The 19,426-nt window shown below is 53.4% G+C and carries 21 protein-coding genes; all 21 read left to right on the top strand.

The features are described from left to right. Nucleotide 1: 1 nt before the first annotated feature. A complete protein-coding gene (gene fliJ, locus RJP21_RS13085; protein ID WP_310859656.1) occupies nt 2–445 on the top strand; it encodes a flagellar export protein FliJ in 444 nt (147 codons plus the stop codon). A gap of 46 nt (nt 446–491) precedes the next feature. Continuing rightward, complete coding sequence (locus tag RJP21_RS13090; RefSeq protein WP_236575320.1) at nt 492–1,418, top strand: MotE family protein; 927 nt, start codon at nt 492–494, stop codon at nt 1,416–1,418. Nucleotides 1,419–1,458: 40 nt separating this feature from the next. Further along, nucleotides 1,459–2,766, top strand: coding sequence for a flagellar hook-length control protein FliK (locus RJP21_RS13095; RefSeq protein WP_310859657.1), 1,308 nt, complete (start codon nt 1,459–1,461; stop codon nt 2,764–2,766). 20 nt (nt 2,767–2,786) lie between these two features. After that, entirely contained in the window at nt 2,787–3,365 is a 579-nt protein-coding gene (locus tag RJP21_RS13100; protein ID WP_310859658.1) for a flagellar hook capping FlgD N-terminal domain-containing protein, read from the top strand. Beyond that, entirely contained in the window at nt 3,362–3,745 is a 384-nt protein-coding gene (locus RJP21_RS13105) for a TIGR02530 family flagellar biosynthesis protein (RefSeq protein WP_160037381.1), read from the top strand. The genes RJP21_RS13100 and RJP21_RS13105 overlap by 4 nt, the downstream gene beginning before the upstream one ends. 79 nt (nt 3,746–3,824) lie before the next feature. Beyond that, entirely contained in the window at nt 3,825–4,646 is an 822-nt protein-coding gene (locus RJP21_RS13110; protein ID WP_160037382.1) for a flagellar hook-basal body complex protein, read from the top strand. A gap of 58 nt (nt 4,647–4,704) precedes the next feature. Further along, on the top strand, nt 4,705–4,929 hold the full coding sequence (locus RJP21_RS13115; protein ID WP_160037383.1) for a flagellar FlbD family protein: 225 nt from the start codon (nt 4,705–4,707) through the stop codon (nt 4,927–4,929). Continuing rightward, nucleotides 4,926–5,390 carry a flagellar basal body-associated FliL family protein gene (locus tag RJP21_RS13120; RefSeq protein WP_310859659.1) on the top strand — a complete coding sequence of 155 codons (465 nt, stop codon included), beginning with the start codon at nt 4,926–4,928 and terminating at the stop codon, nt 5,388–5,390. The genes RJP21_RS13115 and RJP21_RS13120 overlap by 4 nt, the downstream gene beginning before the upstream one ends. Before the next feature lie 62 nt (nt 5,391–5,452). Beyond that, a complete protein-coding gene (gene fliM / locus RJP21_RS13125) occupies nt 5,453–6,451 on the top strand; it encodes a flagellar motor switch protein FliM (protein WP_310859660.1) in 999 nt (332 codons plus the stop codon). Further along, nucleotides 6,441–7,715, top strand: coding sequence for a flagellar motor switch phosphatase FliY (gene fliY / locus RJP21_RS13130; RefSeq protein WP_310859661.1), 1,275 nt, complete (start codon nt 6,441–6,443; stop codon nt 7,713–7,715). The genes fliM and fliY overlap by 11 nt, the downstream gene beginning before the upstream one ends. Nucleotides 7,716–7,742: 27 nt before the next feature. Then, on the top strand, nt 7,743–8,108 hold the full coding sequence (locus tag RJP21_RS13135) for a response regulator (protein WP_127607528.1): 366 nt from the start codon (nt 7,743–7,745) through the stop codon (nt 8,106–8,108). A gap of 5 nt (nt 8,109–8,113) precedes the next feature. Beyond that, on the top strand, nt 8,114–8,653 hold the full coding sequence (locus RJP21_RS13140) for a flagellar biosynthetic protein FliO (protein ID WP_160037387.1): 540 nt from the start codon (nt 8,114–8,116) through the stop codon (nt 8,651–8,653). Continuing rightward, complete coding sequence (gene fliP, locus RJP21_RS13145; RefSeq protein ID WP_310859662.1) at nt 8,650–9,402, top strand: flagellar type III secretion system pore protein FliP; 753 nt, start codon at nt 8,650–8,652, stop codon at nt 9,400–9,402. The genes RJP21_RS13140 and fliP overlap by 4 nt, the downstream gene beginning before the upstream one ends. 28 nt (nt 9,403–9,430) lie before the next feature. After that, nucleotides 9,431–9,700: a flagellar biosynthesis protein FliQ gene (gene fliQ, locus RJP21_RS13150; protein ID WP_160037389.1), complete on the top strand. Its 270-nt coding sequence runs from the start codon at nt 9,431–9,433 to the stop codon at nt 9,698–9,700. Between the two features lie 13 nt (nt 9,701–9,713). Next, complete coding sequence (gene fliR, locus RJP21_RS13155; RefSeq protein ID WP_310859663.1) at nt 9,714–10,502, top strand: flagellar biosynthetic protein FliR; 789 nt, start codon at nt 9,714–9,716, stop codon at nt 10,500–10,502. Between the two features lie 24 nt (nt 10,503–10,526). Continuing rightward, nucleotides 10,527–11,615: a flagellar biosynthesis protein FlhB gene (flhB, locus tag RJP21_RS13160; RefSeq protein ID WP_310859664.1), complete on the top strand. Its 1,089-nt coding sequence runs from the start codon at nt 10,527–10,529 to the stop codon at nt 11,613–11,615. Between the two features lie 28 nt (nt 11,616–11,643). Further along, complete coding sequence (flhA, locus tag RJP21_RS13165; protein ID WP_310859665.1) at nt 11,644–13,677, top strand: flagellar biosynthesis protein FlhA; 2,034 nt, start codon at nt 11,644–11,646, stop codon at nt 13,675–13,677. Next, nucleotides 13,674–15,083, top strand: coding sequence for a flagellar biosynthesis GTPase FlhF (flhF, locus tag RJP21_RS13170; protein ID WP_310859666.1), 1,410 nt, complete (start codon nt 13,674–13,676; stop codon nt 15,081–15,083). The genes flhA and flhF overlap by 4 nt, the downstream gene beginning before the upstream one ends. Beyond that, nucleotides 15,080–15,979: a MinD/ParA family protein gene (locus tag RJP21_RS13175; protein ID WP_310859667.1), complete on the top strand. Its 900-nt coding sequence runs from the start codon at nt 15,080–15,082 to the stop codon at nt 15,977–15,979. The genes flhF and RJP21_RS13175 overlap by 4 nt, the downstream gene beginning before the upstream one ends. A gap of 34 nt (nt 15,980–16,013) precedes the next feature. Next, nucleotides 16,014–17,315 (top strand): protein-glutamate methylesterase/protein-glutamine glutaminase, encoded by a 1,302-nt coding sequence (locus RJP21_RS13180; protein WP_310859668.1) that lies wholly within the window; start codon nt 16,014–16,016, stop codon nt 17,313–17,315. A gap of 23 nt (nt 17,316–17,338) precedes the next feature. Then, nucleotides 17,339–19,417 (top strand): chemotaxis protein CheA, encoded by a 2,079-nt coding sequence (locus RJP21_RS13185; protein WP_310859669.1) that lies wholly within the window; start codon nt 17,339–17,341, stop codon nt 19,415–19,417. Nucleotides 19,418–19,426: the final 9 nt, after the last annotated feature.

Below are 19,426 nucleotides of genomic sequence, written 5' to 3' on the forward strand. Positions count from 1 at the left end.
GATGAAATTTCAGTATGCGTTCCAGAAAATCGTGGATTTGAAAACCAATGAGAAAACACAGGCGGAATGGATGCTTTCCAGCGCAATCGGAAGGTTGCAGGAAGAAAAAAAGTCTCTTGAAGAGCTGCTTGAAAGCAGGGAACAGATGGCGAAACAGCTCCAGGAGGCCGCCGAGCGGCGGGCGCCGGTATCGAAAATCCGCGAATTCCAAATGTATGCCGATCATTTGCAGCAATGCATCGAAAGGAAATATTCCGACGTAGCGCAGGCGGACAGCAATGTGCAGATGAAGAAAAAGCAGCTGTCCCATAAGATGCTGGACGAAAAGGTCTGGCTCAAAGCTAGGGATAAAGCGAAAAGTTCCTTCCAGCAAAACATGCTCCTGAGGGAACAGAATGAACTGGATGAAATGGCAACAGTCAGGTTCGCCATGAAAGCGAGATAGACGGAACGAATCGAAACGAAGCTGTTGCCTCGGGGGTGGATTGATTGTGGCAGATAAAGATTTTGATTTAGAGAAGGAGTCTGCGGGAGGATTCGAAAAATTTCTGTTTTTCATGATTCCGATCATTTTTACGGTCGTGCTGATCGGCGTGCTGTTGACCCTCTTTAACGTGGATGTCCGCAATAACGTGCTTGGCATTGCGAACAAAATTCCCGTCGTCAAAAATTGGGTGCCGGACCCTGTAAAGGATCCTGAAAAAACGAAGCTGCAAGACGCGAAGGAACAGGTCAAAAGCGCAAACGCGACGATAAACGAGCTTAAAAACAAGCTGGCGGCGAAAGAGGCGGACCTGCAGAAGGCGAAGGAAGAGAAGACGCAGCAGGACGAAAAGGTAAAAAGCTTGCAGGACCAGCTGGATTCCGCCCAGCAATCGGCTGCGGGGACGCAGGGCGCGGAAGCTGCAGATGCCGATCCCTACGAAAAGCAAATCAAGGATCTGGCCAAAATGTACGCCGACATGAGCCCAAGCAAAGCGGCTCCGATCATGCAGAACATGACAACCGAAGAAATGGTGCAGCTGCTCAGCAATATGAAGTCCGACAGCCGGACGGCCATTTTGGCCAAGATGGATCCGAAAGTTGCGGCGGACGTGTCGATGAAGCTGAAGGACGCCGTGTCTTCGAGCGATTTGGCGATCGCTGCGCTGCAGTCCAGAATGGGCAAGGATACGGCGGCGGACAAAACCAATGCGGCAGCCGGTCTCGACAAGACGCAAATCAGCCAAACGTTTGCGAGCATGCCGGCCAAAAGCGCGGCGGACCTGCTGCTTGCGACCTATAAAATTTCGCCGGAAAAAGTGCTGAAAATTTTGAACGAGGTCGCCGATTCGACACGGTCCGGAATTCTCGACAAGATGAACGAAAAAGATCCGAAAACGGCAGCCGTCATTTTGAACAAATTGATGACCAAATAGTTATAGCCTTGTTCCTTTTATGAAAGGAGGTGAAAACAATATGAGTCTCATTTTTCAAAATATTGCGGGCGGAAACGCCGCAAGCGGGAAAACGGCCGCGGCCGGCGGAAAGCAAGCGGCGGGAGCGGGTGCCGTCGCGGGCATGTTCGACCAATCGCTTGCGCAAATGATGACGGGCGAAGGAGCGCAGCAAAACGCCGCCGCCATCATGAATGCGGGCACGCTGCTCGAAGGGTTGTTGAAGCTTGCCGGCTTAAGCGCCGCTTCCGACGAATCGGGCACCGGCGGGCAAAACGCCGCAGATCTTCTGCAAAGCCTGATCGGCGACGCGGACAAGCTGGACGAGGCGGTTGCCGCCGATCCCGAGCTTTTGGCGGCGCTTCAAGGCTGGCTGCAGCAAGTCCAAAATCTGCTGAACCAGGCAAACCCGGCAGGGAATACGGCTACGCCCGATCAGGCGGACGTATTGACCGGACCGCTGTCCGAAAGCCCGGCCACGATCCGCTTCGTCGTTCAAGAAGGCATTGCGCAGCTTGCGGTTTTGCTCCAAAAGCCGGATGGAAACGTCGGAAAGGGGCAGCATCAAGCGCTTCAGCTTCTCCAATCGTTCCAGGAGCTGGTAAAAGACGCGACGTCTGCACAACCGAAGCCGACCGATGCAGTAGCGTTAACGCAGTTGCGTAAAAATGCAACCGCTGAAACAAACATCGGTGCATGGCTTAAAAGCGGACAATCTGCGGGCGACGAGCCAACGCGTTCCGGGGATCAGGAGCAGCCTCACGATCTATTTGCCGCCCAGCATACGGTTACCGCAGGCCAGCTCGCATTAAGGCACGGCATCAACGCTTCGGCAAAGGCTGCGGCACCGGTACCGGTAGAGAAATTTTCGGAAGAAATGAGCGGCTTTGTCGTTAAAAACCTGGAATTCGTGAAGCAGCAAGGGATGACGGAAGCCCGAATCACGCTTTATCCGGAACGTTTGGGCCAGGTCGACGTCAAGCTGACGATGCAGAACGGCCAGTTGATCGCCCAGTTTTCGACCGAACATGCGGCGACGAAGGATTTGCTCGAGCAGCAGATGAGCCAGCTTCGTTCTTCGCTCCAGACGCAAGGCGTGCAGGTGGAAAAGCTGGTCGTCACCCAAAACCAATCGCCGCAATCGCAAATGTACCAGGACGGCGGCCGCCAACCGGGAGCGGGGCAGCAGCAGTCCAACCGCCGCTCCAAGGAAAAGGAAGCCCCGACCGATGACGCGCTGAAAATCGCGGAAATGGGCGAGGAGCTCAACGAATGGCTGGCTGCCCAGGAAGAGGCAAACGGCGGCAACATGTTTACAGCAAAAGCTTAGCTTAGGCGGAGGTGAAAAAAATGGCTTCGGATATCATTTCCACGCCGAATATATGGCCTAACTACTCGGCTTCGAACGTCGCAAGAGCAAGCAGCAAAAAACAGGAGCTAGGCAAAGACCAGTTCTTGAGCATTTTGATCAAACAGCTGCAAAACCAGGATCCGATGCAGCCGATGGAGGACAAGGAGTTTATCGCGCAGATGGCCCAGTTTTCTTCGGTGGAGCAGCTCATCAACATATCCAACCAGCTGAAAACGATGAGCCAATCGCTGGGCAGCGTGTCCGGCCTGATCGGCAAAGAAATCAGCTGGATCGACGATTCGAAATCGGATCAAGGGAGCGATAGCAAAAGCGAGCTGAAATCCGGCGTCGTGGACTCCATTATCGTCAAAGACGGCGTTCAATACGCTTCCGTTGGTTCGCTGGCGATTCCGTTAGACAAAGTCGTCGAGATCAAGGACCCGCAATCCAACGGGGAAGCGAATCCGGCTCCGGAACAAACGCCCGTATCCGACGGTTCGAAACAAGCGGATCCGGCTGAAGGCGCTTCGAACGGGGCGTCGAATCCAACCGGTCCCGCAAGCGGTGAATCCTTATGAGCGAACGCATAACGATCGGGCAGCTGTATCCATCCAAGATTTATCCCGCAGCCCAGAACGCGGCCCAGCGGAGTTCGCAGCAGGAAGCTTCACGCACCTCTTTTGGCGAGATATTCCAGCATGAGCTGCTCAAATTCAGCAACCATGCGGCCAAACGCCTGGAACAAAGAGGCATCGAACTGAAAGGGGATCAGTTGGCCAAAATCCAAAATGCCGTCGACAAAGCGGCAGCCAAGGGAAGCAAGGAATCGCTGATCCTGATGAAAGACATGGCGCTGATCGTCAACGTGGCGAACCGTACGGTCGTAACGGCGATGGACGGCAATTCGATGAAGGATAATGTTTTTACCCAAATTGACAGCGCAGTAGTGATATCTTGACCTGGCTGGCCCGACAGGAAAGCCAGTGGGCCGCTGACCGACAGAAGCGGTCCATCCATAACAAGGGAGGAAAAAGACTATGATGAGATCCATGTATTCGGGCGTTTCAGGCATGCGCGGTTTCCAAACCAAGCTTGACGTCATCGGCAACAACATCGCAAACGTGAATACGATCGGTTTCAAATCCGGCCGGGTGATGTTCAAGGATGTCATAAGCCAGACCGTAGCAGGCGTTACGGCCCCGGAGGATTCCGTACAAGGCGGCGTGAACGCCAAGCAGATCGGCCTTGGCGTATCCATCGGCTCCATCGATACGATGCATCTGGGCGGCAGTGCGATGATGACGAATAATCCAACCGACCTGCGCATCGACGGAGACGGATTTTTTCTTGTAAAGCTGGATCCCGCACAGGATCCTCCGTTCCTGTCCCGAGCAGGGGATTTTCATATCGATGCTTTGAAGCAGCTCGTAACTTCGGACGGTTTGTTCGTATGCGATACGGACGGGGCGCCGATCAAATTGCAGGATAGTACGGTCTCTTTTTCGATATCGCAGGACGGAACGATCATCCAGAAGCTCGATGACGGAACGACGGATAACGGAACGAAGATCGGCGTGGGCAAAGTGCCAAACCCGGAAGGCCTGGAGAAAATCGGCGGGAACCTGTTCCGGATGACGCTCAACGCCAAAGAGGACGGACTGGTCGACTTCCCGGCCGACGCCAATGACGCCACGAAGGGCACGGGCGCGATCATCGCCGGACAGCTGGAGATGTCCAACGTGGACCTGACGAGCGAGTTCACGGAAATGATCGTGGCTCAGCGCGGCTTCCAAGCCAACTCGCGGATCATTACGACGTCCGACGAGGTGCTTCAAGAGGTCGTGAATCTGAAACGTTAGTAGATGCGAGTAGCGGGAGAGGCTCCGCCTCTCCCGAATTTCCATAGGAGGCGCTGCTATGATTTCTGTTACCCGGTTAAACGGCTCACCAATATGGCTGAACGCTTTGCTTATCGAAACAGTGGAAGAAACGCCAGACACATATATTACATTGGTCACAGGCAAACGCATGATTGTTTTGGAAAAAGCAGCTGAGGTCATTTCCTTGGTGAAACAATACAATCAGGAAATCGGCGTTCACAATGCCACTATAAAAGTGCAACAAACGGAGGAAAACTCATGAAAAAAATGCTGCCCTGGCTGATTACTATACTTCTGGCTATTACACTGATCGTGATTGCTGCAGTTCTGCTCAAGCCACAGCTGCTCGGAGAAGGCAACAATTCGAAAACTGGGGCTCATGCGGTCGAGGGGAAAAAATTATCAGCGGATGAACTTGTGGAAATGACGTCTGAAATCAAAGATATCAAGACCAATCTTGCAGATCAGGATTATATCGTATTGATGAATTTTGCGTTCCAATTGAACGATAAGAAATCCAAGGAAGCATTCGACAAGATCAAAGAGTTCAAAATCAAGCCGATTATTATCAAAACCCTAGCCGATACCAAGCCGGAAGAATTGAAGGGCTCGAACGGCAAGGACCAATTAAGCGCAAAATTGATCAATCTGATCAATAAGACTCTGACTGATGGGAAGCTGAACCAGATCGAAATCACCGAATATCTGGTAACGCCGATCTAAGAAAGGATTCTTCCTAACATGCCGAAGAGAACCCAAGACAATCCTTTAAGGGGGTGAGATGATTGGTTGACGTATTATCGCAAAACGAGATCGACGCCCTGCTTGCCGCGCTTTCGTCCGGCGAAATGGATGCGGAGGAGCTGAAAAAAGAGGATACGCAGAAAAAAGTCCGTTCCTATGACTTTAAACGGGCAGTCCGCTTTTCGAAAGACCATATCCGAAGCCTCACCCGCATCCATGAAAACTTTGCCCGCTTCCTGACGACGTATTTCTCGGCACAGCTGCGTACTTTCGTACAAATTAGCGTAGTCCAGGTGGAGCAGCTTCCTTATGACGAATTCATCCGCTCGATTCCTAAGATGACGATATTGAACATTTTCGAAGCCGAGCCTTTAAAAGGAAGAATGGTGCTTGAGGTTCATCCCAACGTTGCGTACGCGATGCTGGATCGCTTGCTTGGCGGCGTAGGCAATGCGCCCACGAAGATCAATACCCTGACGGAAATCGAAACGACCATCATGGAGAGGATTTTCAGCCGCGCCTTCGACAGCCTTGCGGAAGCTTGGAAAACCGTGTTGGATATTTCCCCGCGGATGGAAGCGATGGAGACGAATCCGCAATTTATGCAAATCGTGTCCCCGAACGAAACGATTGCGCTCATTTCACTGAGCACAAAAATCGGGGATACGACGGGGATGATCAACCTTTGTATACCGCATGTCGTGCTGGAGCCGATCATGTCCAAGCTTTCGGCGCATGAATGGTTTATATCGGAGAAGAAGTCCAGTTTGCCGGAGGAAGCGGAATCGCTGAAATACCGGATCAGCCAAGCGAAGCTGAACATCGTCGCCGAGCTCGGCTCGAGCTATATATCGGTTTCCGAGTTTTTAGGCCTCAGCGTAGGGGACGTTATCAGCCTCAACAAATCGGTGGGCACCGGCCTTTCGATCAGGGTGGGTGACCGTCTCAAATTCATCGGAAGCCCGGGAACGCTGAAGGACCGGGTAGCCGTTCAAATCGACGAAATTGTCAGCGAAGGAGTTGAGGAATTTGACGAGTAACGAATATTTGTCGCAAGAAGAAATAGACGCCTTGCTGAAGCAATCCGAATCGGATTATTCCAAAGGCACGGGCATGATGACGGTTGACGATTATTTGACGCCGCTGGAGCAGGACGCGCTCGGCGAGATCGGCAACATTACGTTCGGCAGCGCCGCGACGGCACTCTCCACGCTGCTGGGCAAAAAAGTGGACATCACGACGCCGAAAGTATCCATTATTACGCGCGGGCAGTTTGAATCGGAATTCCCCAAACCGCATGTCGCCGTCCATGTCACCTATGTGGACGGATTTGAAGGGATCAACTCGCTTGTCATCAAAACGCGCGATGCCCAGGTCATTGCCGATCTGATGCTTGGCGGGGAAGGAAATCCGGAGAATCAAGAGTTAAACGAAATACATATCAGCGCGGTTCAGGAAGCGATGAACCAGATGATGGGCTCGTCCGCCACCTCGATGTCCACGATTTTCAATCGATTCGTGAACATCTCCCCGCCGGGCATCGATATATTGGACGTGGCGAGTGGAGACGGCGTCAGCAGCCTTCCGGCAGACGAAACGCTCATCAAAATTTCGTTCCGGCTGACGATCGGGGACCTGATCGATTCGACCATTATGCAGCTTCTGCCGGTACAATTCGCCAAGGATATGGTCAACATTTTGATTCACGGCACCGATTCCGTCGAGCAGCTGGTCGAGGAAACGGCCGCCGCGGCTCAGGCTCCCGAAAAGCCGGCTGCAAGCCCGCAGGCTGCGCCGGCAGAGCCGCCGCAGCAGTCGATGCCGCCGCAGCAACCTGCGCCCGGCCAGCAGCCTCCGGCTTATCCGGAAGGGTATGCACAGGGAGGGCAAGGCGTTCCTTCGCCGATGCCGGGATACGAGCAAAACCCGCAGATGCCGCCGTATGGCATGCCGCAGCATTACGGCACGCCATATAACCGCAACGTCAATGTGCAGCCGGTTCAGTTTTCGAATTTGCAATCCGCCGCCTACGGGTCGGTCGATCAAAATAATTTGAACTTATTGATGGACATTCCTCTTAAAGTCACCGTAGAATTAGGAAGGACCCAGAAGCAAATTAAGGATATCTTGGAAATGTCTCAAGGTTCCATCATCGAACTGGACAAGCTTGCGGGCGAACCGGTGGATATTCTCGTGAACAACAAACTGATCGCCAAAGGCGAAGTCGTTGTCATCGATGAGAACTTTGGAGTGCGCGTGACGGACATTCTCAGCCAATGGGACCGAATACAAAAATTACAATAAGCAAAATTTAGGGAGGATTTTTAATCAATGGCAAACCGTATTCTTATCGTGGATGATGCAGCATTTATGAGAATGATGATCCGTGATATTTTGTCTAAAAATGGTTTCGAGGTCGTAGGCGAAGCGCAGGATGGAGCGCAGGCGATCGAAAAATTTAAAGAACTTCGTCCGGACCTGATCACGATGGATATCACCATGCCTGAAATGGACGGCATCGCCGCTTTGAAGGAAATCAAGAAGCTGGATCCAAGCGCGAAGGTCATCATGTGCTCGGCCATGGGCCAACAAGCGATGGTTATCGACGCGATCCAGGCCGGCGCCAAGGACTTCATCGTGAAGCCGTTCCAAACGGACCGCGTCATCGAAGCGATCAACAAAACGCTGGGCGTATAAGCTCCATGCTGATCGCAGCTGATATAGATACGCCCCAAAGCCCGGGAAATTATGCGCTGAATCTGATGTACGTCATTTTTGTTTTGGCGGTCATCGTCGTACTTATTATACTTTTGATTCGTTTCCTGGGCAGGAAAAACAAAACGTGGTTTACCAGTCGTGCCGTTCGGACCTTGGGCGCAGTCGGGCTCGGTCCGAACAAATCCCTTCAGATCATCGAAATCGGCAGCAGCCTGTATCTGGTCGGCGTCGGCGAGGATATCCGCCTGGTCGACAAGATTACGGATCCGGAGGAAGTGAAGCTGATCATGGAGGCTTTCGAGCAGGAGGCAAGCGCCCGTCCGGGCGCCATTTCCCCCATGCTGGAAAAGCTGGCCTCCAGAATCCGCAAGCAAGGAACGTTGTCGGAAGACATTACGCTCGAGGATTCGTCCTCGTTTCACGAAGTCTTTGACGAAAAGCTGCGAAAAATGTCAAACCGAAAGGAAAAAATGGAGGAGCTTCTTCGCGAAGACAATACTACAGATCGGTTGAGGGATCCATGAAAAAGAAGGTTTTTCTTGCTTTCATCGTTTTATCGGTTATCAGTTTGCTCGCCTTGACGGCGGCATTCGCCGATCCCATACCGAACATCGATATACAGGTGGGCGATTCAGGGGGGAAACCGAGCACAAGCTCGTTGTCCATCCTTCTCCTGGTTACTGTCATCAGCATCGCGCCGGCGCTGCTGGTGCTGATGACAAGCTTCACCCGGATCGTGGTCGTGCTGGGGTTCGTGCGTACGTCGCTTGGCACGCAGCAAATGCCGCCCAACCAGGTGCTGGTCGGTCTGGCGCTGTTTTTGACGCTGTTTGTGATGACACCAACGTTTTCATCGATCAACGACGTGGCCCTGCAGCCGTATCTGAAAGGCGAGATCACCCAGACGCAGGCGCTGGACAAAGCGGCGGAGCCGATGAAAAAGTTTATGTTCTCGCAAACGAGGGAAAAAGATCTGCTGCTGTTCATGAAATACACCAAGACGGAAAAGCCCAAAACGTACAAGGATATCCCGCTCACCGTCATGGTTCCGGCATTTGCGATCAGCGAGCTGAAAACGGCGTTTCAGATGGGCTTCATGATATTTATTCCTTTTTTGATTATCGATATCGTCGTTTCAAGCACCTTGATGGCGATGGGGATGATGATGCTTCCGCCGGTCATGATATCGCTGCCGTTCAAAATTTTGCTGTTCGTGCTTGTGGACGGATGGTATTTGGTCGTCAAATCGCTGCTGATGAGTTTTAACACATGATGGATGAGAAAGGCGAAGGAGGCCGGCCATGAACTCTGATTTTATTATCGGCCTAGCGGGACAGGCGGTGTATACCGTGCTGAAGGTGAGCGCGCCGATGCTGCTGCTTGGTTTGATCGTCGGCTTGATCGTAAGCATTTTCCAGGCGACGACCCAAATTCAGGAGCAGACCCTCGCGTTCATACCGAAAATCGTGGCGGTGCTGCTGGCGCTCCTGCTGTTCGGGCCTTGGATTTTGACGACGCTCGTGGATTTCACCTACAACATATTAGATAACCTATATAAATATATCGGGTAGGCGGTAGCGATCGATGAATATGCTGCTGGATAGCTTGCCGGTGTTCATGCTTATTTTTTGTCGAATTACCTCCTTTTTTGTTGTCGCACCTGTGCTGTCCTCAAAAGGAGTACCTAACATTTTTAAAATCGGCATGTCCTTTTTTCTGTCCGTTCTCGTATTTCTGACGTACGGCGTTCATCATGAGCTGCCGGCCGACCTGACTTACATCCTGCTGATTATCCGCGAGGTTCTTATCGGCTTGGTGCTGGGGTTTGTCGCGTATCTGCTGTTTATGGTCATTCAGACTGCAGGCGCTTTGATCGATATACAGATCGGATTCGGCATCGCCAACGTCATCGATCCGATGACCGGCGCGTCGTCCCCGGTTCTCGGAAACTTCAAATATATGTTTGCCCTGTTGCTGTTTCTTACCATGAACGGGCATCATTATTTGATCGACGGCATCATACGCAGCTACGACTGGGTGCCGTTATCCAACGATTTTTTTATAAAGCTGTACAACGGAAGCATCTCCGATTTTTTGGTCAAAACCTTCGGCCAATCGTTTGTGCTGGCCTTTCAGATGGCGGCGCCGATCGTTACCGCGTTATTCCTGACGGATGTAGGACTTGGTTTCTTGGCCCGTACGGCTCCGCAGTTTAACGTCTTCGTGATCGGGATGCAGCTTAAAGTGATTGTCGGCTTGGTTGTGCTGCTGCTGCTCGTACCCAGCTTTTCGTACTTGTTCGGCGATTTGTTTCACATCATGTTCGAATCGATGCAAAATCTGCTGGGGTTGTTGGGGCATAGGCCGACTTAAGCCGGAATAAAGGAGCAAACTGGAGTGTCCTACAGATATCGGCTCGATTTGCAGTTGTTTGCCGGCGAGAAAACGGAAAAAGCGACGCCGAAAAAACGGCAGGATACCCGCAAAAAGGGTCAGGTCGCCAAAAGCCAGGAGCTTTCCGGCTCCGTGGTGCTGCTGGCCTCCTTTTTAAGCCTGCTGATGTTCGGCGGGTTTATCAAGGAACGGTTGGTGGGACTGTTTAAGGACGTGTTTCTGAACCGTCTGAATTCCGGCGTTTCGATCGGAAACGTGATGAATATGGCGATGGAGTACGTGATCCAAATTTTAATCTTAATGGCGCCGCTGTTTATCACGACGGTCGTCTTAGCGCTCGTGGCCAACGTGGCGCAGGTTGGATTCATGCTGACCGGCGAAATGCTTAAGCCGAAATTCAGCAAACTGAATCCGATCAAAGGATTTAAAAACATTTTTTCGGTCAGGTCGCTGGTGGAATGCTTGAAATCCATCTTTAAAGTGACCGTTATCGGGCTGCTGGTCTACCAGACATTGTCGGGCGCCTTGCCGAAAATCGGCAAGCTGTCGGAGATGAATCTCGAAAAGACCTTTCATTTCGCGGCGGACTTGACGATGAACCTGGGGCTGAAGATCGGCGCCGCCTTGTTTGCGATGGCGATACTGGATTATTTATATCAACGTTATGAATTCGAAAAAAGCATCCGGATGTCCAAGCAGGACATCAAGGACGAATACAAAAAAATGGAGGGCGACCCGCTGGTCAAAGGGAAGATCCGGGAGCGCCAGCGCAGAATGGCGATGCAGCGCATGATGCAGGAAGTGCCCAAAGCGGATGTCGTCATTACGAACCCGACGCACTTCGCCGTCGCCTTGAAATACGAGGGCTCCAAAATGGAAGCTCCGCAAATCATCGCCAAAGGCCAGGATTTCGTGGCGCTGCGCATGAAGGAAGTGGCCAAAGAACACGGCGTCATAACTATGGAAAACAAACCTCTCGCCCGGGCCCTGTACCACAGAGCGGAGATCGGGGACTCCATTCCCGCCGATTTGTTTCAGGCCGTGGCTGAAGTTTTGGCATATGTATACAAATTAAAAGGCAAGGTTAAATAACCCCTTGGGATCGGAGGCAGTGAAGCCATTGAAAGCAAAAGAAATTACGGTATTACTAGGTGTCATCGGCATCGTTCTCATGATGATTCTTCCGATCCCGACATGGCTTTTGGACGTTCTGCTCGTCATCAACATCTCGCTTGCTCTGCTCATTTTGCTGGTAGCGATGAACACGAAGGAAGCGCTGCAGTTTTCGATTTTCCCTTCGCTGTTGCTGATTACGACGTTGTTCAGGCTGGCGCTGAACATCTCGACGACGAAGCTGATTTTGTCCAAAGGTTTCGCCGGAACCGTGGTATCCACCTTCGGCAGCTGGATCGCCAATGGGCAAATCGCCGTTGGTTTCATCGTCTTCCTAATTCTTGTCGTCGTACAATTCATCGTAATCACCAAAGGTTCGGAACGGGTTGCGGAAGTAGCCGCACGGTTTACGCTCGATGCGATGCCGGGTAAACAGATGAGCATCGACGCCGACTTGAACGCCGGCCTCATCAACGAGCAGCAGGCGCGCGAGCGCCGTCAAAAGGTGGAACGCGAAGCCGATTACTACGGAGCGATGGACGGTGCGACCAAATTCGTCAAAGGCGATGCGATCGCCAGCATCATCATCCTCATCATCAACCTGGTCGGCGGTTTCATCATCGGGATGTCGATGAACGGAATGAATTTTCAGGACGCTTTATCTACATATTCGGTATTGACCATCGGCGACGGGCTGGTCTCCCAAATTCCGGCGCTGCTCATTTCGACGGCATCCGGTCTGATCGTGACGCGTTCCTCTTCGGAGGGCAATCTCGCCAGCGATTTGACGCAGCAGCTGATGTCTTATCCGAAGCTGCTGTACATCGTCGGCGGCACGGTCGCGCTGTTGGGATTTTTTACGCCAATACATATCATAACGACTTTGCCGTTTGCCGCTATTTTGTTATTCGCGGCATACCGGATGCAGAAAAACATGGAACGCAAACAGATCGAAGTGGAACAGCAGGAGGAGGAGCAGCAAATCGAAGAGGTTCGAAGCCCCGAAAGTGTCATCAATTTGCTGCAGGTTGACCCGATCGAATTCGAATTCGGCTACGGCTTGATCCCGCTGGCGGACGTTCAGCAGGGCGGCGACCTGCTGGACCGGATCATCATGATCCGCAGGCAGTGCGCGCTGGAGCTGGGACTCGTCGTTCCCGTCATTCGCATTCGCGACAATATTCAACTAAAACCGAATGAATATGTCATTAAAATTAAAGGGAATAGCGTCGGCGGCGGTGAATTATTACTTAATCACTATTTGGCGATGAGTCCCGGGTATGATGACGAAAGCATATCGGGTATTGAGACGCAGGAACCGGCCTTCGGACTTCCGGCCCTCTGGATCGACGAGGCGACCAAGGAAAGGGCGGAATTGTCCGGATATACCGTGGTGGATCCGCCGTCCGTCGTGGCCACGCATTTGACCGAACTGATCAAGAAACATGCGCATGAGCTGCTCGGGCGCCAGGAAACAAAAATGCTGGTCGACAATTTGCGCGAAAATTATCCGGTGCTTGTCGACGAGTTGATTCCGAACGTGCTGGCGGTCGGGGACGTGCAGAAAGTGCTGGCGAAGCTGCTTCGCGAAAAAATATCCATCCGCGACCTCGTCACCATTTTCGAAACGTTGGCGGATTACGGACAATATACGAAAGATCCGGACGTGCTTACGGAGTACGTAAGGCAATCCCTCTCCAGACAGATTACCCAGCAGTTTTCCCAGGAAGGGGAAACGATGAAGGTTATTACGGTCGGTCCGACGCTGGAGAAAAAAATCGCGGAAAGCGTGCAGCAGTCGGATCAAGGCAGCTATCTGGCCTTGGATCCGGTATCGACCCAGACGGTATTCCAAAAGCTCAGCGAGCAGGTAAACCGCCTGCTTCAGTCCGGGCAGCAGCCCATCCTCCTGACGTCGCCCACGATCCGCATGTATTTGCGGCAAGTAATCGAACGGACGATGCAGGATATTCCGGTACTATCTTACAGCGAGCTTGAGCCAAATGTTGAAATTCAAAGTGTCGGAGTGGTGAATTTATGAGAGTGAAGCGTTATCTGGTCGATACGATGCCCGAAGCGATGCTCCAGATTCGCAAAGACCTCGGCGCAAACGCCGTGATCCTGAGCACAAAGGAAACGAAAATCGGCGGTTTTCTCGGCATGTTCAAACAAAAGAAAATCGAAGTGGTTGCGGCGGTGGAAGAGGAAACGCAGGAAAAACCTTCGGCAGTCCGGGCTCCCCAGCCGAAACCCGCCATGGCGGTGCCGAAAAAAGCGGTGCCGCAAGCTTACAAAAAAACGGTTGAGATCACATCGGGCGCAGGGTCGCCTCAGGAGCAGCCGGATTCCGGACGGGAAGCCGCTCCGGTCTTTGCGGAGGCGTTCGCCGAAGCCGCCGTCTCCGCTGAAGCATTGCATACGGCGGCAGCCGCAGCACAAGGAGCATCGGCCGAGGCGGAGGAGGCCGCTCCGCCTCCGCTGCCCATGGAGGCGCAGACCGCTGTGCCAATCCGCAAGCAGCCGACCGGAGGCACGGACCTTCCGGCGGGAGAAAAGAGCAGGTCCGTTGCGGAAGACAAGCTGCTTGCGGAACTGCGCGAGATGAAGGCCTGGATGGCGAAAATTTCCCGGCAGTCCACCATGCAGCGCACGCTTCCGGACGCGCTGCAAACGGTCCAGGACCAATTGTTCCGGCAGGACATCGATTCCGAATTGATTCAGGAATGGATCGGCGCCGCTTATGAGCATTGGGACGAAAACGGACGCGGGTTAAGCGATGAGGAGCTGGAAACGATGATCCGCGGCCGGATCCAATCGTTTTTGGCGGGCCGTTTCGGCGGGGGAATCGACCCCCGTACCAAAATGGTGTACGTCGCCGGTCCGACAGGCGTCGGCAAAACGACGACGATCGCTAAATTGGCCGCGGAGCAGCTGTTCAAACACCAGCGGAAGGTCGGGTTCATTACGTCCGATACGTACCGGATTTCCGCGGTGGAACAACTGAGAACCTACGCATCGATCTTGAACGTTCCGCTCGAGGTGGTCCAGTCTCCCGGAGACATGCAGCGGGCAATGCAGCGCCTCGATTATTGCGACCTTATTCTGATGGACACGGCCGGACGCAACTATCGCAACGAGCTGCTCGTTTCCGAATTGCAGAGCCTGTTCGCCCCGGTCGAAAACAGCGAAACCTATTTAGTCCTCAGCTTGACGTCCAAAAGCCAGGACATGAATAAAATCGCGGAGCATTTCAGCAAATACGGTTTGGACAAAGTGATTTTCACCAAATTGGATGAAACGGGAAGTTACGGCCCGATCCTGAACCTGCTTCACGAGTATCCGCTTCGCCTATCGTACATGACAAACGGCCAGAACGTTCCGGACGATTTGCTTCTGCCCGGAGAAGAAACGCTTCTAGGCCTGCTGCTGGGAGAAGAAGGCATATGACCGATCAGGCGCAAACGCTCAGGGATTTGGTGATGATGCGCGAACGCGAACGCGCTGCCCGGACAAGCGGTCAGACGCCGCCCCGGAGCGCCAGGCTCATTACGGTGACAAGCGGCAAAGGCGGTGTGGGGAAATCCAACTTCACGCTCAACTTCGCACTTGCGCTGCAATCCATGGGGAAGCGGGTGCTGGTGTTCGACGCCGATATCGGAATGGCCAACATCGACGTGCTGATGGGGATTTCGGCCAAATACAATCTGTACCACCTGCTGCGGCGCGAGAAACGGATCGACGAAATCATCGAACGCGGTCCCGGATCTCTGTCGCTGATTGCCGGCGGTTCGGGAATGAGCGATCTGTTTTCCTTGTCGCAAAACGATCTGAACTATTTTATGGAGGAAATCGAAACGGTCGCGGCTCAAATGGATTACATCATTTTTGATACCGGCGCCGGTTTGTCCCAGGAAAACTTCAATTTCATTCAATCGGCGGACGAATGTCTTGTCGTGACGACGCCGGAACCGACGTCGATCACCGATGCCTATGCGCTGATCAAGGTCGTCAGGGCCAGGGAAAGCGGCTCTGTGTTCAAGCTGATCGTCAACCGGGCGGGCGACGAAAAAGAAGCCATGCAGACGGCGGACAAAATCAGGGTAGCCGCGCAGAAGTTTTTGAACGTGGATATTCCGCTGCTTGGATACATATCCGATGACCGCCATGTGGTGCAGGCCGTAAAAAAACAAGTTCCTTTTTCCACGGCTTTTCCGAACTGCGCGGCATCGCATGAAATACGGCGTATAGCGCGGCGGTACATGCTAGTCCCGGCTTCCCCGGAACCAGGTGCCTTGACGGGAATCAAAGGATTCATGCAGAAGTGGCTTCGTCGTACAAAATGATTCTTTTGTAGTAAGGAACAGGGGTGGAAATGGCATGGCGCCTTATAAGGTCCTAGTTGTGGATGACTCGGCATTTATGCGTAAAATTTTTTCGGATCTGATCGAAAAGGATCCTTCGTTCCAGGTGGTGGACACGGCCGTAAACGGGCGGGAAGCCGTCGAAAAAGCCCTCGGCTTGAAGCCTGACATCGTCACGATGGATGTGGAAATGCCTGAAATGAACGGCCTCGAGGCTTTAAAGCTGATCATGGCCAAGCATCCGATGCCCGTGATCATGCTGTCAGGGATCAACGAGGAAGGCATGAAAGAAACGATTATGGCGCTTGAATCCGGAGCGTTTGATTTTATCCGCAAACCTTCCTTGACGTATTCGCAGCATATCGATCAGGTAAGGGATGCGCTGCTGGAGCAGCTTAAGGCTGCCATGGCGGCAAGGGAAAGAAGGGCGGCGTTTCAGGCCGAAGAAAAAAAGAGAAAGCGGCAGGCGGGATCGGACCGGCCTTTCGTTTCTCCGGCAACGGCCATTCCCGAACCGAAAAAAACCAAGTATGAGCCCATTAAACGTCCGGAGCTGTTTTCACCCAAACCGGAGGTTCCGCTTGAAAGACCCGAGCGGCGGATAAAAGCGAAAAAAACCAATCCTTCCTCGCCTCCGGCCGTCACGGTCGAGGAAACCGCGGTCGCCCGGGAATATGCTGCGGCGCAAGCCCGGACAGCCGAGACGGACAAACATCCGGAGAAGCGCCTTGCGTTTGACGATCTCGTCGCCATCGGATGTTCCACCGGCGGCCCGCGGGCGCTGAAAGCGGTGCTGGAAAAACTTCCGGCCGACCTTCCCGCTCCGGTCGTGATCGTGCAGCATATGCCGCCGAATTTTACCCGGTCGCTTGCCCAGCGGTTAAACTCTTTCAGTCCATTGGAGGTCATGGAGGCCGAGGACGGGATGAAACTGCGGGCAGGTTGCGCGTACGTCGCTCCCGGAGGAAAGCATATGAGGGTGGTCAAGGAAGCGGACGGAGGCCTTGCGTTGTCCTTGTCGGAAGACCAGCCGGTAAACGGCCACAGGCCGTCGGTGGACACGCTTTTTGAATCGCTGCTGCCGCTTGCCTCCTTGCGCCGCCACGCGGTGCTGATGACCGGAATGGGCAGCGATGGGGCGAAAATGATGAAGCGCTTATATGACAGCGGCGTAAAAAGCACCTTCGCCGAAAGCGAAGAGACCTGCGTCGTGTATGGCATGCCGCGTTCGGCGGTGGAGCTCGATTGCGTCAGCCATCTATTGCCCCTTCATCAAATCGCAGCCGGCGTAGTCCGCGCTGTGAGCAACGGAAAGTGAACTTATAAAGGAGGTGTCTCGCAATGGACATGAACCAATACCTATCCATGTTTATTGATGAGTCCAATGATCATCTGCAATCACTGAACGAAAATATGCTGCTTCTCGAAAGCAGCCCGAGTGATCTCTCGATTGTACAAGTGATTTTCCGTTCGGCGCACACCTTGAAAGGGATGGCTGCGACAATGGGATTCGAGGATCTCGCCTCGCTTACCCACCAGATGGAAAACGTGTTGGACTTGGTCCGCAACGAAAAGCTGGCCATGCAGGATTTTATTTTCGATACGTTGTTCAAAGGTTTGGATGCGCTCGAATCGATGGTCCAGGATATTACCGAAGGCGGGGAAGGAAAGGCGGACGTCTCCGCGATCGTGTCCTCGCTGCAGGCGATCGTCAGGGGGGAAAACCCGTCCGCGCCGTCCGGGAATCATTCGCAAGCAGCCGCTGCCGCCAGCTCAAGTACGGCCATTCAGCTGGACGAGTTCCAGTACTCCGTCCTGAAGCAATCGATCGAAAGCGGGCATCATGTACTGTACGTCGACGTCCATATTCGCGAGAGCTGCCAGTTGAAAGCGGTGCGGGCCTATATGGTGTTCGAGCTGCTGGAGCGATCGGGCGAGGTCGTTAAATCCTTCCCGCCGGTTCAGGACATCGAACAGGAAAAGTTTGAACGCAGCTTCTCCCTTTATTACATAACGACAAAAGATCCTGCCGAACTGCAGCGGCAAATCATGAACGTGTCGGAGATCGAAAAAGCCGACGTTACGGAGCTTGACGAGGAAACGTTGAAACAAATGGGCGAAATCGGCGCCGCGTCGCAGGAAGCAGCCGCAGCCGTTGCCGCGCCTGTGGCCGAAGCCAAGGCCGAAGACGCACCGGCGAAACAGGAGCAGGCATCCGAGAAGCAGGCCCCTGCAGCCAAAACGCCGGCAAAAACCGGCGGCGCCGTTCCGACCCGCACCATCCGCGTCGACATCGAGCGGCTGGACGTGCTCATGAACTTATTCAGTGAATTATTGATAGACCGCGTTCGTCTGGAACAGCTTGCCAGCGAGGTTCAGAATCATGCGCTGACCGAGACGGTAGAACACATGACCCGCGTCAGCTCCGACCTTCAGGATATCGTCATGAAACTCCGCATGGTTCCTGTCGACACGGTCTTTAACCGCTTCCCGCGCATGGTTCGCGATTTGGCCAAATCGTTGGACAAAAAAGTCGATCTGATCATTACCGGCGCCGACACGGAGCTGGACCGGACCGTGATCGATGAAATCGGCGATCCGCTGGTGCATTTGCTGCGCAATGCGGTCGACCACGGCGTTGAGTCGGTGGACGAACGGATCCGCGCAGGCAAATCGGAGACGGGCACCGTTAACCTGCGCGCTTTTCACAGCGGCAACCATGTATTTATCGAAATCGAAGAAGACGGACGCGGCATTTACCGCGACAAGGTTTTGAAGACGGCCCTGAAAAAAGGCGTCGTGACGGAGGAGCAGGCCTCGGCCATGTCGGACGAAGAGGTGCATCAGCTTCTGTTCGCCCCGGGCTTCAGCACGGCGGAGAAAATTTCCGACGTATCCGGACGCGGGGTCGGGCTGGACGTCGTGAAAGCAAAAATCACGTCGCTCGGCGGACAAGTGACCATCTATTCCACGCCCGGCAAAGGAACGAACTTTTCGGTTCAACTCCCGCTGACCCTGTCGATCATCGCGGCGATGCTGGTCAAAATGGGTTCGGAGAAATATGCGATTCCGCTGTCGTCCATCGTGGAGACCGGCATCGTCAAAAAAGGGCAAATCCGCACCGTTCACGGCAACAAAATGGTGGAATTCCGCGGATCGCTCATTCCTTTGATTTCGCTCAGCAGCATTTTTAACATCAAGGATTTCGACGAAAACGAAGAAGCCGAAACGGAAATTATCGTCATCCATAAAGGCGAACGGCTCGCCGCATTGGCCATCGACCAATTTATCGGGCAGAACGAAATCGTCCTGAAGAGCCTCGGCAAATATTTGCCGCAAATCAAGGGCATTTCGGGGGCCACCATCCTTGGCGACGGCCAGGTAGCGCTTATTCTCGATCCGAACGTATTCATCAAGTAATCCCGGCAT

Source organism: Paenibacillus sp. VCA1 (assembly GCF_031583795.1).
Classification (GTDB): domain Bacteria; phylum Bacillota; class Bacilli; order Paenibacillales; family Paenibacillaceae; genus Paenibacillus_AQ; species Paenibacillus_AQ albilobatus.